General features: G+C 41.3%; 9 protein-coding genes. 4 read left to right on the top strand and 5 right to left on the bottom strand.

Going from position 1 to position 14,117, the window contains the following annotated elements:
* Together ENI34_10000 and ENI34_09995 are read right to left on the bottom strand one after the other, a co-directional pair.
* Positions 1-1,164: hypothetical protein (locus ENI34_10000; protein HEC79451.1), on the bottom strand; the 1,164-nt coding region annotated here is incomplete at its 3' end.
* Positions 1,165-1,213: 49 nt separating this feature from the next.
* Entirely contained in the window at positions 1,214-3,430 is a 2,217-nt protein-coding gene (locus ENI34_09995; protein HEC79450.1) for a hypothetical protein, read from the bottom strand.
* A gap of 608 nt (positions 3,431-4,038) precedes the next feature.
* Here ENI34_09995 and ENI34_09990 point away from each other — a divergent pair.
* Complete coding sequence (locus ENI34_09990; GenBank protein HEC79449.1) at positions 4,039-5,046, top strand: Fic/DOC family protein; 1,008 nt, start codon at positions 4,039-4,041, stop codon at positions 5,044-5,046.
* A gap of 129 nt (positions 5,047-5,175) precedes the next feature.
* Here ENI34_09990 and ENI34_09985 read toward each other — a convergent pair whose 3' ends face one another.
* From ENI34_09985 to ENI34_09975, 3 genes are all read right to left on the bottom strand, one after another.
* A complete protein-coding gene (locus ENI34_09985; GenBank protein HEC79448.1) occupies positions 5,176-5,328 on the bottom strand; it encodes a hypothetical protein in 153 nt (50 codons plus the stop codon).
* Positions 5,303-5,977 carry a hypothetical protein gene (locus tag ENI34_09980; GenBank protein ID HEC79447.1) on the bottom strand — a complete coding sequence of 225 codons (675 nt, stop codon included), beginning with the start codon at positions 5,975-5,977 and terminating at the stop codon, positions 5,303-5,305. The genes ENI34_09985 and ENI34_09980 overlap by 26 nt, the downstream gene beginning before the upstream one ends.
* Before the next feature lie 246 nt (positions 5,978-6,223).
* Entirely contained in the window at positions 6,224-11,101 is a 4,878-nt protein-coding gene (locus ENI34_09975; GenBank protein ID HEC79446.1) for a GAF domain-containing protein, read from the bottom strand.
* An 83-nt stretch (positions 11,102-11,184) separates the two neighbouring features.
* Between ENI34_09975 and ENI34_09970 the strand changes: the two genes are divergently transcribed.
* From ENI34_09970 to ENI34_09960, 3 genes are read left to right on the top strand one after another with little or no spacing between them, the layout of a single operon-like run.
* Positions 11,185-12,288 carry an NAD-dependent epimerase/dehydratase family protein gene (locus ENI34_09970; GenBank protein ID HEC79445.1) on the top strand — a complete coding sequence of 368 codons (1,104 nt, stop codon included), beginning with the start codon at positions 11,185-11,187 and terminating at the stop codon, positions 12,286-12,288.
* Between the two features lie 58 nt (positions 12,289-12,346).
* Positions 12,347-13,288, top strand: a complete 942-nt coding sequence (locus ENI34_09965) for a sugar ABC transporter permease (protein ID HEC79444.1) — start codon at positions 12,347-12,349, stop codon at positions 13,286-13,288.
* Positions 13,281-14,099 (top strand): carbohydrate ABC transporter permease, encoded by an 819-nt coding sequence (locus tag ENI34_09960; protein ID HEC79443.1) that lies wholly within the window; start codon positions 13,281-13,283, stop codon positions 14,097-14,099. The genes ENI34_09965 and ENI34_09960 overlap by 8 nt, the downstream gene beginning before the upstream one ends.
* Positions 14,100-14,117: the final 18 nt, after the last annotated feature.

Raw genomic sequence — 14,117 nt, 5'->3', positions numbered from 1 at the left:
ACCCGAATTTTCATCAACACCCTGAAGCGTACCCACCGCATACTTAAAACCACTGATAAACTGAACATAATCATTATATTTATAAGCAATATGAATCTGGTCCTGGTTATCGAGCACGATATTGACATCCGCCTGCACATTAGCATCACCAGAGTCTGGTTCCACTGGTCCGCACAGATGCCAGATACTGTCTTTATAACAATAACGCGGATAGGCAGCACCCCAGTGCCGATATAAAATATGGGGATTGTCATTACTGTCTAAGGCAAGCCTAATCCGCAACTCAAGCCAGCCGATACTCGCAATCCCGTAGTCAGTATGCCAGTCAACCCCATCCCACCAGGTATAGGCAAGACCCGCATCATAACCATGCGCAATGCAGGGATAATCCGCACTGTCCAAAACCAAACAAACAGGAAATCCTGACATCGCACAATAACTCACATTTTTAACCACCCAATGATCCAGCAAATTGTCATAAAAAGCTAATTTTAAGGTATCAGTATGCACATCACTGCGAATTCTATGAAAAGCAATATAGGGAATATCCTGACTGCTAAATTCAAGTGATGGACTCCAATCAAGCGGACGACGATAATACCAGTTAGTATCGCGCACCACCACTGATGTATCCCAGGAAGTACCATTATAATGGGCATATTCTATGTAATGCAGTGAATCCGCAAGATTCCAGGCAATATACGCGATCCCGGGATAACCTGCTGTATCCAGGGCAATCGAAGTATTGAAATTCCAGTAATATCCACCCAATGAACCATCAATTGAATCCACCGCAGTTATGTGCCAGGCCGATGAATCACGCCGACCATAACACAGATAGGTCCTCTCCAATGAATCATTCCGCCGATAAAAACTTAGATGCGCCACATCATTATCATCGTAAACCAATGAAAAAGCATAATAGAAATACCCGGAATCCACAGTCTCCTTAGCCCACCCCGAATCAGTACGCCAGGCAAAGATAACATTCCTAAAATCATCCCGATTGTAAACCACTCCCGGCATATTATTACTCTGTAACGCCATCGAATTAAAATAATACTCATTCGCCCCTGTTGGCATCGAGTCCACCACTTCAATCTGCCAGTTGATCTGACCAGCACAAAAACTGATAATAATAAATAATAAAAACCTCTTTAACATCTCCTCTCCTTAAAATACAAGAATGGTAAGGACCGCATTATAAATACCTCTACTTTATTAACAGGATTTTTTTACTAACCTTTTCTTTACCCTGTTTGACAACGATAAAATAAACCCCAACAGCTGAATCTTTGAGATCAATAACTTCTTCATAATAACCCGCAGCAAGAGCACTTTTCACTGTTTGCTGAACACAGAGACCAACTGGATTGTAAAGTGCCAAAGTGATGTCTCCTTTTACCGCAACACCAAATTTTATTCGACAGTACCTCTTTATTATTGAAGAAATACTGGTAATACAGAGTTCATCTGGAATCAAGTCTTTTGAAATAAGAGATTGTTCGCCACCTTCAGCCGGAGATACCTCACAGATTGTCTGTGAAGGATAATATTGGTCATAATCACTTTCAATATTATGCGATCTGGTTACTGTAATCTTCATCGTACCACCATACTGCGGTGCAATGTTAAATATTGCCTGACCATTAAGGTCGGTCATCCCGACTTCGTAAACATCACCAGGTTTATTTAGACATACTTTGGCATTGGCAATCGGCACTGAGGGGAAACCTGCGGTTTTAACCGTTACTGTAAATATTTGTGGTCCAGTAATTGTACGTGTGGGATGAAAAACATTTATATAAGCAGGTGTTTTGGTCCAGGCTTCAGTAACTGGTGAACCAAATAGATTCTGACAGTAAAAATCATGCCGGTAATACCATTGTGTATACCATTGAGCAGCTTGTTTGGACTTTGAAAGGGCTAATGCAACGCCAAGATAGGCAGATCTTTCATCAGGTGAAACCTCAAGATGGCCAAAGAGTGCATCATAAAAAGATGTCTGGAGTTCATTCCAGAAATATTCCGGGCTTCGGGTCTGTAAAACTGCGGCGCAGGCACCAAATGGACCCTGCATTCCCTGAGCATTATAAAGATAAGTATCAACAAAGGCATCAGCAATACAGGTGTCAGAAGAATCTTCATTTGTATGAGCAAAACCATCGAAGGCACCGCAGTGGCAGCTGATTCCATAAACAAAAAAGTATTTATTGACATTGGTAAACCAGTTAAGGCCTGCTCGCATCTGAGAAGGTGCTTCAGGCCACCAGTTGTAGATCGTCGCACGATAATTAGGACCAGAACCCCAGTGGTAAGGAGTAAAACCACAAATATTGCCATGACAGTTAAGATTGACATAGGCATAACCTGAATCAATCGCATAAAATGCTACATCTGCATAGACCGAATTACAATCTCGATGACTGAAATGAACTGGAAATTTATTATGGGCTTGTTGATTATAAAAACCATCGTTAATCCATAATGCCTCATCAAATCTGACCCCGGGACTCTGCTCATAGTGGATTGCTTTACTCACCCAGTTCTTTACCTCGGTCGTATCAAGGGCAGTTACCCGCCCAACAAAAACATCAGCATAACAGTCTGCTGAATCATCGGTTAATTCTCCCCAGCAAATATCAGGTCCACCCGAATCACAGTTCCAGTTGCCGGTTAAATCAGCAAAATAATGGTCACAGGGAATCGAATCATTTTCCCATATTGAATAATCAGGGTAATCCTTTGGTATTCCATATCTCACCGGCACATAGTCATCATCGCCACCCAGAATAAAATAACTGCCACCAGCGGTCTGATAACAGTGTTTGATGTAATTACGCACCTGCTCTGCATGATCAACCCCGGCAAAGTACGCATAGATCGTCTGCGGTGAAATCAATACCGTCCTTATCCCCTGATCCGTCATCCAATCAGCATAAACCTGAAAATAAGGCTTAAACTCATCAGGTGTAATGATCACCGCCGGACCAACCGGATACGGCGCCGCACCACCCAACTGATTCTCTTCAACAATCACTGGCCGCCGATAATACAATAACACCTCATTTTCGTTCTCAACCACCTGTCGAATAACCGCATCATACACCATCTGCTCGTAACGACCCCGAATCTGAGGCAAAACCACACCAGAATTGATCCCATTGTACGCGAAGTTAAAACTTATATTCCTTAATAAAAATATTCTTCCTGACTTGGGACGATATTGCAAAGGCGCTATCTCAATCGTAACCAACCGCGCACCATCCAGAACCCCTTCACCTGCAATACGAATAAAATTCGCCGGATATGGATCATCGTAGTTGTAAATTGTGCTGTCCGGCTCGGTCCAGGGGATGGTCTCACCAGGGAAATACGGCAGCTGCACCGGATAAATCAGATATTCTCCAGGAATCTGTCTGACATCCACTGAATTTATTATTAATGAATCAACCGTAGCATCAAAGGGAATTATGTAGTTAAGACTGATTACCGGAAGCTCCGGAATACCAGGCCTGCCGATAAAAACAAAACCAGGTGCTTTTATGCGATCATACCCCTGGTCCTTATGAAACGAAAATTGTGATGGAGTATAGTTAACCGTATACCCCCCCCCATAGGAGAATACACGATATACTCAGTAAGATACTTATTTTACAGAGCCTGACCATTTTTTCCTCCTTTACTAAAAGACGGTCCTTACCATTCTGTTACTAATATAGTATAATAAAGATTGATAGGATGTCAAGGGGCTAAGGGCGGAGGGCATGGGGCAAAGGGATGCACGATGTGCATGGAAGGGAGCTGCGCTGGAAGAAGAGATTCTTCGTCCGCCAAAAAGAGCGGCGGACTCAGACGTCGTCCTGAGTGGAACGAAGGAATGACAGAAAGTGACAAGGAATCAGTGTAAAAGTACTTGACGATTATAAAAATCTTTCTATAATTAAAAAATGAGTTATTGAAGCTACCGCGATTTATCTAAAAGCTATAAACGAACTTCAAAAATTTAGCTTTGTAATTAAAAAGGAAATTAGAACTATGCCTAACCAAAAACAAATAAAAAACCAGATTGTAATCTACAAGCCCAGAGGTGGAGATATTGAAGTTGAAGTGAAATTAGAGAAAGAGACTATTTGGCTTACTTTGAACCAAATTGCTTACCTTTTTGGTGTTCAGAAAGCAGCTATATCAAAACATATCAAGAATATATTTACCTCTGGTGAACTTAATAAGAATTCAACTGTTTCCAAAATGGAAACAGTTCGAATGGAAGGAAAGAGAAGAATAAAAAGGACTTTAACTTATTTTAACCTCGATATAATCATCGCTGTCGGCTATAGGGTCAATTCTTTCAGAGCTACGCAGTTTAGGATCTGGGCGACAAAAGTGCTAAGGAAATATCTTTTAAAAGGATATGTGGTTAATAAGAAAAGGCTTATTTCATCTCAAGATAGATTCAGTCGGCTCCAGGAGACAATAAAACTACTTGAGCAAAAGATCACTCATCCTCTTCTTGTTGGACAACAAAAAGAAATACTAAACTTTCTTTCTGTTTACGCCAACACATTAACATTATTAAATGAATATGATGAGGAAAAAATAAAGAAAGTAAAAGGCACTAAAGCTAAATTCCGACTTTCTTATTCAAAAACAAAGAAACTAATTTCTCAACTGAAAAGCAAACTTATTGCTAAAAATGAAGCAGGCGATATTTTTGGACAGGAATATAAAGGTAAACTTGACGCAATTATTAAAAATATTTATCAGACTTTTGATAGAAAAAAGCTCTATTCAACCATTGAAGATAAGGCAGCCAATCTTTTATATTTTGTTATAAAAGACCATCCTTTTGTTGATGGTAATAAAAGAATAGGTGCAATGCTTTTTGTCTATTTTCTGGAAAAATCAAATTATCTTTATAGAAAAAATGGCGAGAGAAAGTTTAATGATAATGCCTTAACAGCTCTGTGTCTTTTAATTGCTGTAAGCAATCCCAGAGAGAAGAATAAAATGATAGAAATTACTAAAAATTTAATTGCTGAATAATATTTTGCTTTATCAGTTGGGTTCTTCCTTCCTGTCAAACCAAATTTCCACACAATTAAGTACACTATCACTACCCTGATTGGCTGGTCATCGGGTAGGCGGGTGAGTCAATCTTTGCGAATAACCACTTCACTTTATAAGTAAGAACTTTTTGCTGATCTGTTGGTTGTTATATTTGAGGACAATAAAGTAGATACTTGATTCCAACTCTTTTGTGCTAATTGTTTTTTGATAATTACCCCGAATACAGAAATGCTCAATTTTTTTTATTTCTGCGCCCATAGTACTGTAAATTGATATCTGGATTACTTATATCAACAATTCTTATCCCTGAATCCTGGCAGCAAATATAAGCAAAGGAGTCAGTAACGGTCAGCCCATGAGGTGGTGCAGGAAAATTAAGGCCGTTAACATAGTCCGGGTTAAGAGGATTAATGATGTTTAATACGGTTAGATTTACAAACTGGCCGGAAATAACATCTAATCCAGAAAGAAAAAACAAAGTATCAAGCACTGCCACCCCCCATACATACGCTAAATCAGGGCCTTTCCATTGTGATACGAAATAAGGTGCATAAGGATTCTGGATGTTTATTATTTGAAGCCCTTCAGACAGGTCACCGATATATGCATGCACACTATCGACCGCGATCCAGATCGCCTCACCCGGTGTATCATAGTAAGCGACTTCATTGGGTTGTACAGGATTGCTTATGTCGATTATGCGTAACCCACAGAAGTCATCTGCTACATAAGCAAATGAATCACGGACCGCCACTTTAATTGCGTCACCCGGTGTATTAAGATGGCCAAGTTCAATCGGTGTTTGAGGGTTTGAAATGTCAAAAATGTGCAAGCCAGCATAGCCGTCGCAAACAAATAATAGATTATTTAATATTAGCACGTCATAAGTGTAACCGGTTGTTTTCACGCTTGTTATGTATTCAGGACGACTGGGATAGGACCGGATCTACCTCAGGTTTTCTTAAGACGCGTCGGCATAATTAAACTCCTTTACCCTATTATTATGCAAAATCCGTGCCAGGATTCAGGGCAGAGGGCAAAGGGATGCACGATGTGCATGGAAGGGAGCTGCGCTGGAAGAAGAGATTCTTCGCTTCGCTCAGAATGACAGTGGTGAAACGGAGAGCGGGTGAAACGGAGAAAGGGGGTGTTGTCAGGATGATTGTTTGATATTATACTTCTTTATATATCTTTGGATTGTTCGGCGGTTTATGCCGAGTATTTCAGCAGCTTTCTTGACATTCCATTCTGTGGTATTCAGGGCTTCAATAATCGCCTCTTTTTTTATCTCTTTAATCGGGACGACTTCAATTCCAGAGATCTTTCCCAGTCCGATGTCACGGTAGGTGATGAACTCTCCCTTAGTAATCACAACGGCGCGTTCTATCACGTTCTGTAATTCCCTGACATTACCGGGCCACATATACTCTTTCATCTTTTGCATCGCTTCCGGCGTGAAGTCCTTGATGTTTTTATTCATCTCTCTGCTGAATTTTTTCAGGAAGAGTCGGGCAAGGACCGGAATATCATTGACTCTTTCCCGCAGAGGCGGCAACTCAATGCAGAAAACATTTATTCTATAGTAGAGGTCTCTTCTGAATCTGTTTTCCTCAACTTCAATTTCGATATCTTTATTTGTGGCGAATAAGAATCTTACGTCAATCTTGCGGACCTGGGTTTCGCCGACGCGTCTGATTATTTTGTCTTCAATCGCCTCAAGGAGTTTTGCCTGGAACCCCAGAGTAGTGTTGGTTATTTCGTCAAGGAAGATCGTTCCACCCTGGGCTTCTTCTAATAATCCCTTTTTGTCGGCGACAGCACCTGTAAAAGCACCTTTTTTATGGCCGAAGAGTTCGGACTCCAGAAGGGTTTCCGGAATAGTACCGCAATTTATGGTCAGGAATTTTTTATTTTTTCTTTTACTCTTCAGATGGATGAACTGGGCGAGCATTCCTTTACCACTACCGGTTTCACCGAGAATGAGCACCGGTGAATTTGTACGGGCGATCTTTTCAGCCATACGGTGGACATTCTTCATTGCCTTTGATTTCGCCATCAGATAACCACTGCCGATTTCTTCCACCATTCTGTTTTTCAACAAGATATTCTCTTCAGAGAGTTTCTGGAAGGCGCGTGATTTTTCGATTACCGAGGCGAGAATCCTGGCTACCGTGAGAAGAAAGTCCTTATCTTCCTGGTCAAATAAGACGCCTTTAAAACGGGAGTCGAGATAGAGCGCGCCGACGACATTCTCAGATATCGCCAGTGGTATACACAGAATCGAACGAATCTTGTTGAGCTTCACACTATGTCTGATATTGAAGTCAGGGTCAGCAAGGGCGTCTCTGGTGAAGACGATCCGATTCTTATTCATCTCTTTGATGGCGGTTTTTGACACCTCGCCGGCGTCTTTGATTGTTGTTTTATCCAGATGCCTTCCGGCGATGAACTCCATTTTTCCGGTAGGAGTTCTGAGGAAAAAGGCGCCGCGTTCAGCATTGGTCGCCTGAATTATGAGGTCGAGAAGTTCTTCAGCAAAATTCTCTTCACCCAGCTTCAGGCTGATTAATTCAGCGAGTTTTGAAAATACTTTAAGATATTCTGTCGAGATTCTCTTTCTCGAATAATCCCGGTAAATAATCGGTTGTATCTGTTTCTGGAGTGCCTGACTTTTCCGGAGTTCGACCACGGCGTTTAATGATTTAAAGATTTCAGAGATTTCGTCCAATTCTTTGACTGTTTTCTGTAAATCGATCGAATCTATATCTTCTTTTTCTATAATTACCTCGATTCCCAGCCGTTTTACATAGGCGTAGTCATAAAGGCATCCTGCTCTTTTTAATATTTCGGTTTCTTCAGTAATATCAGGTATTTCCCTGTTTGAGAGACGGTAATTGATCAGTTTTGTAAAAATCTGAGCCAGGAGTGCGCAGCGGGAACCAGGGGCTGCAATCTTTATCAATTTTTTTGAATACTGAAGAGACTTTTTAAATTCCCTCAGTTCATAAAAAGAGCCGATAAGATAGAGGTAAATTTCCCGTCTGTTGTACAGCACAAGCTTTTCACTTTTCAACAACTCGACACCGCGTTGTAACATTTTTTTCGCTTCACTATTTTTATTGTCCAGGAGTTTAATTAACGCCGCTGCAAAATAATAATAGATATTGTTTTTTTCAGAAAATCTTTCCTGGAACAGTATCTTTGCCGGCTTAAGCTCGCCCTTTTTACAATAGATGACGATGATGGTGAAGACTGTTTCAGGAAGGTTTGGTTTTATCTTCAAGGAGTTCCGTATTAATTCTATTGCTTCATCAAACTTTCCCTTTAATTCGCTGATGTCGGCGAGGATCGATAACGCCTTTATCTCCATCATGGAATTATTGGTCTGTTTGGCACGCAGAAATATATCCTGGGAAAGTGCTTTTGCCTTGGAAAGGTCGAACTGGGTGTAATAAAAATATATTTTATTGTTCAATGCACTTAAAAGGGCGTTGGTCAGACTCAATTTTTTGAAGGTTTTGATTGCTTCATCCAGGTATTCGGTCATCAAATTTTTTTCATTCTTGTGTTGATAGAACATAAACAGAAGATTTGCGGCATATGCATAATTCTTTAGAAGATTATGTTTTTTGGTGAAGTTCAAGAGGGCTTGAGCTTTTTCTATTCCTTTATCAATATGCTCTTTTGACCATTCATAGACCACCTGGTAATACATTGTCTCGGCGAGCAATTCATTGTTTTTAAGCTTTTCTGTTGTTGTCAGCGATTGATTCAGAATACCCTTCGCTTCTTTGAACCGATTGGAAAAGATCAGGGAATAAGCGAGTCGGTTTGCGGTTTTTATATAATCTTCGCTGTTTTTGTCTGGAATGAACTTAAGGGCTTTTTTCAATAAAGCCACTGCATCACGATATTTCTCGGTTGATGAACATATTCTTCCCAGACCAGCATAGCCCAGATATTTATATTTTTTTGACTTAAAATTTAATGCTTCTTTGAAATAGTCGGCGGCAAGTTTACCGTTGCCGGTGATTTGGTTGATCTCCGCAATCCTTATTAAAATTTCCGGGTACATATCCGGTTGTACAGATTTTACATATTTCATCGCGATACGGTAGTGATTCAAGGCAGAACCATAGTCATAAATCTTGGCCGCCTGCTCTGCAGCCTTCATGGCATACTTGAATGTTCTGGTTTTATCATTCAAGGTATCGCACAACACCGTTAGAACAGGGATATATTCTTTGGTGGTGGAAAGGGTCGTTTCAAAGACCTTGATCAGTCTTCGGGATAGACGATTTTTTTCTTCCCTGGTTAAGGTGGTGTTGATCGTTTGAATTAAAATCTGGTTTGGGATATATATGATTCTCTGCTCTTTTTTGGTGCCTTCCTGAAGCAGTCCTGCAGTTCTCAAGTGTTCAATCGCGACATCGATATTATCACCCACAAATTCTTTTATTACATTCGTTTCAATGGGATGTTGAATGAGTGAAAGGAGTTTCAATATTTCCTTCTCGTTCGGAGCCACTGTTTTGAATCTGCTCTTCAACAAATTCTCGATGCGGGTGATTTTTACTTTATCCAGTGATTCCATGTCGATCTGCCATCTGTTTTTGGAATAACTGAGAATCTTCTTTTCAAATAGATTTTTCAAAATCTCGACGATAAAGAGCGGTGCACCGCCGCTCTGTTTTTGCAACCACTGCGTGAAACGGGAAGGAGGAATGTCCTTTTCTGTCGGTTCGAGCGAGAAGAATGTTTTCTCCAACAGTTGAGCGGTTTCATTTATCGAAAAGGGCCGCAGACGCAGCGACGGGAACCCGAGTTGTTTTATCCGTTCACTTGTTTCCGACGTGCCGAGCAACAGGATATTGCAATTATATATTCCATAACCGATGTAACGGAACAGAGCGAGTTCATAGTCGGATAGTTTATTCATTTCATCGACCATAATTATCACGGTTTTGTTTTCCGCAAATTTTTTCAAATTCTGATTTATCTCTTCAAAGATCTGGAATTTTTCTTCTTTTGAAGAGAGGTCGATGGTTTTCCCACCGACAAAGTTCTGAATACATTCCAGAAAACTGATTGTTTTTCCCGGGGTGTAATATAATACTGAATATCCCTGCATTAAATATTTATATTTCATTTCATGGAGAAGACGGGTCTTTCCGGCTCCGGTGTCGCCGATGATGATGACCGCGGTTCCGATGGTTGAGAGCAATTTTTCGATGATATCAGGAATCTCGACGAAGACGGTCTGGGGTAATTGTACTTTATAAGGAATTTTCTTCAGCCGGGTGGTTTTAAAATATCCGGAAAGAATCTGATATAATTCCGGAATTGTCGGTCTGAACGCCGGTTCTTTTGAAAGGAGACGTTTTATCATACCATTTATTTCGTAAGGAACCTGTTTAATGGATTTATATTCAGCCCCTACTCTTTCCCCGGATAGTGTTTCATAGATGATCGCACCAAGGGAGTAAAGGTCGCTCCGCTGGTCCACGCCGATGCCGGCGGCGACTTCCGGCGCCATATAGCCGACAGTCCCTGCGAATTCCTTAAGTTCCGTCTGGGTGCCAGCGAAGCCGAAATCGATGAGCACCACTTTCTTTTCTTCTTGAACGTAAAGGATGTGCTCCGGCTTCAGATCACAATGGATGAATCCGTTGTTGTGAAAAGCGCTGAGTCCGTGGAGTGTCTGGAGTATTGCGGCGATGAATTCTTCGGAAAAGGTATGGAAGAGTTTGTTTATCGCCTTACCAGGGACGTATTCAAGGACGGAATAATATCTTCCTTGTTCATCGATATTATAGTCATATACCTTTACGATGTTGGGATGTTTGAACTGTGAGAGAATCTGGAATTCACGGGAAATGAGTTCGTTGAACTCCAGTTTATTCGCACGCGCGATTTTTAAAACCCGTAGTGAACCTTTGTTGTCTTTTACCTTATATATTACTGCATAATTACTTCTTTCTATTTCTTCAATTATCGTGTAAATATCTATTTTATTCTTCACCCCTGTCATATATCGAGTTTATATATCTTTTTGATTTTGTCAATAATCGAAGCTCGGTTGACTTGTCGATATAATTTTGTATAATAAAAATTATGAATATCTGTGTTGTCGGAGCCGGTATGCAGGGTAGAATAGCGGCGCGGGATTTAAAAGCCGCCGGATACGAGGTCACGGTTTTTGATAATGACAAGAAATCCCTTCAATTTGTCAGAGAAAAATTCGGTTTGAAGGTGAAAAAGGTCGACGTCACCGATCGTCAGAGATTCGTGACATTGATTAAAAGGTTCGATATAGTAGTGGGTGCTCTGCCGGCGGCGTTAGGTTTTTATACAATGAAGTGTGCGGTCGCCGCTGGAGTTGATCTGGTGGATTTGTCTTATGCATCGGAAGATCCGTTTTTGCTGGATGGGAAAGCCAGAAACAGGAAGGTTAAGATCGTCCCCGACGCCGGTTTTGCTCCAGGTCTGAGCAACATACTGGTGGGAGAAGCCTACCGCGAAATGAAAGGGATTGAGTCCCTGCGGATATTGGTCGGCGGTATACCACAAGTTCCGCAACCACCTTTTAATTACCGCATCACCTGGTCGCCGGCGGATTTAGTTGAGGAGTACACCCGTCCTACAAGGATAGTGCGTAATAAGAAGACGGTGATAGTTGAAACTTTAAGCGGGATTGAAGAATTTAATCAGCCGCCGATCGGTCGTCTTGAATGTTTCTATACCGACGGCTTGCGGACTCTTCTGAGAACCATGAAGGGCGTCAGGAATATGGAAGAAAAGACGATACGTTATCCCGGTCATGCACGTCTGTTTAAAACGATTATTGAATGCGGTTTTTTATCAGACCAGATACTCCCTTATAAGAAACGTACGGTCAATCTTAAAGAAATCAATCTCGTTTACTTATGGAATGTGCTGAAAAAGGGGAGTGAAAAGGATATATCGATATTGAAGATTGAAATCAGAAAAGGTGGGAAAAAACGAAAATATGTATGCATTGATTATTATGACAAAAAAAACAGTATTACGTCAATGGCACGAATGACCGCATACACCGGTTCCATCATTACACAGTGTATAAAAACACATCCCGGCTACGGGGTTATTCCGCCTGAATACTTAGGGATGAGGAAACAATTATGCTGCTTTATAAAAGCGGAACTCAAGAAGCGGAATATTATAATTAAGAAATATTGAAGCCAGGAAATGAAACATCAAGATCTGAAATTTCAACAGTAATACTGGATACGTAACTATGTCCAAAAACAGAGAATGGAGCGGTTATCTATTTATTCTGCCGGCTCTTCTCATAATCGCCGTATTTCGTTTTTATCCGATCCTGCAGGCGATTCGAATGAGTTTCTTTGATTGGGGGCTCGCCGGACCGCTGAAATTCATCGGATTTAAAAATTTTACGAGGTTGTTCATCGACCCGAAATTCTATCAATCCCTGAGTAATACCTTCTGGTATGTTCTTTTTGTTGTCCCTTTGACGATTTTTCTTTCGATATTTTTCGCGAATCTTTTGAATCAGAAGATTAAAGGGCGCGGTTTTTATAGAACCATCTATTATTTGCCGGTCGTAACTTCAATCGTCGCTGTATCAGTGGTCTGGAAGTGGATATTCAATCCCGACCGTGGTCTTTTTAATGCCTTCTTTAATTTTATCGGTATTGAAGGAATAAAATGGTTGAACGACGCGCGTGGATTATTTGAAATTATCTTCGGCGGCATCGGGGTTCATCTTTCCGGATTTTTCGCCGGTCCCTCAATCGCCCTTTGCTCTTTGAGCATCATGGCGGTCTGGCATAATCTCGGTTACTGCATTATTATCGTGCTTGCAGGATTGCAGAATATACCCAGACAGTATTATGAAGCGGCGAAGATCGACGGTGCAAGTTCCTGGAATGTTTTCCGACATATAACCATTCCCGTGCTTTCGCCCACTATTTTTTATCTCCTGGTGACCCAGACCATTATTGCATTTAATACCTTCACTCCGGTCTATGTAATGACCCAGCCGCCCGGTGGTCCTTTAGGAACAACAAGCCTCGTGGTTTTTTATCTCTACGAACATTCCTTTAAACTGTGGAATCTCGGATATGCCAACGCCATTGCTTTTGTTATTTTTATTATGATTTTTATTTTGACGCAGGTGCAAAAACGGTTTATCGAAGAGCGGGTTTATTATGAATAATCGGAAAAATACAGCGATTCATATCCTTTTATTATTCGGCGCGCTCTGGATGCTGCTGCCGTTTTTCTGGATGTTCAGCACTTCTTTGAAGACCCAGATGGAAGCACTTAAGTTCCCGCCGTCTCTTTTCCCCGCGAGACTTATGTTCATCAATTACTTAGAGGCTTTCCGACAGGTTGATTTTTCCCGATATTTTCTCAATACGATAATTATGACTTTCGGGACGACTTTTCTGGTATTCGTCACCTCGAGCCTTGCGGCATATGCCTTCGCCCGTCTGAGATTCCCCTTGCGTGATTTCTTCTTTTCTTTGTTTCTCGCAATGATGATGATTCCGATGCCTGTTTATCTTGTCCCTTCGTATGTGATTCTGAGCCGCTTCGGGTGGATTGATACATTTCTGGCGTTGATCGTTCCCTGGGGTGCGAATGTTTTCTCGATCTTTCTTCTCAGACAGCATTTTCGAACCCTGCCTCAGGAACTTTTTGATGCCGCAAAGATTGACGGCTTAAGTCACATACAGATTCTCAGGAGGATAGTTCTTCCACTCTCCAAACCGGTGTTGATCACGGTTGGAATCTTTCAAATCGTTGCGAACTGGAATTCTTTTCTCTGGCCGTTGATCGTTACCCACAGTGATTCAATGCGCACCATTCAGACCGGGCTGGCGTATTTCGCGCAGGCCGAGTCCACCAATTATCCACTGCTCTGTGCGGCATCGGTATTTATCACCGCGCCGTTGATTATTCTCTATTTTATCATGCAGAAGCAGATAATGGAATCATTCACGCGTTCGGGTTTAAAAGAATGATTTCCACAGTCTCTTGAC

Source organism: candidate division WOR-3 bacterium (genome assembly GCA_011052815.1).
In the GTDB taxonomy this organism is placed as follows: Bacteria; Hydrothermota; Tepidihabitantia; order SM23-42; family SM23-42; genus DRIG01.
This window is presented reverse-complemented; position numbering and strand designations above follow the sequence as displayed.

Bases quoted from the DNA above. Each gene is read 5' to 3' on its own strand.
- ENI34_09985 (HEC79448.1), bottom strand. From the start codon at position 5,328: ATGGGCGCAGAAATAAAAAAAATTGAGCATTTCTGTATTCGGGGTAAT.
- ENI34_09975 (HEC79446.1), bottom strand. From the start codon at position 11,101: ATGACAGGGGTGAAGAATAAAATAGATATTTACACGATAATTGAAGAA.
- ENI34_09990 (HEC79449.1), top strand. From the start codon at position 4,039: ATGCCTAACCAAAAACAAATAAAAAACCAGATTGTAATCTACAAGCCC.
- ENI34_09970 (HEC79445.1), top strand. From the start codon at position 11,185: ATGAATATCTGTGTTGTCGGAGCCGGTATGCAGGGTAGAATAGCGGCG.
- ENI34_09965 (HEC79444.1), top strand. From the start codon at position 12,347: ATGTCCAAAAACAGAGAATGGAGCGGTTATCTATTTATTCTGCCGGCT.
- ENI34_09960 (HEC79443.1), top strand. From the start codon at position 13,281: ATGAATAATCGGAAAAATACAGCGATTCATATCCTTTTATTATTCGGC.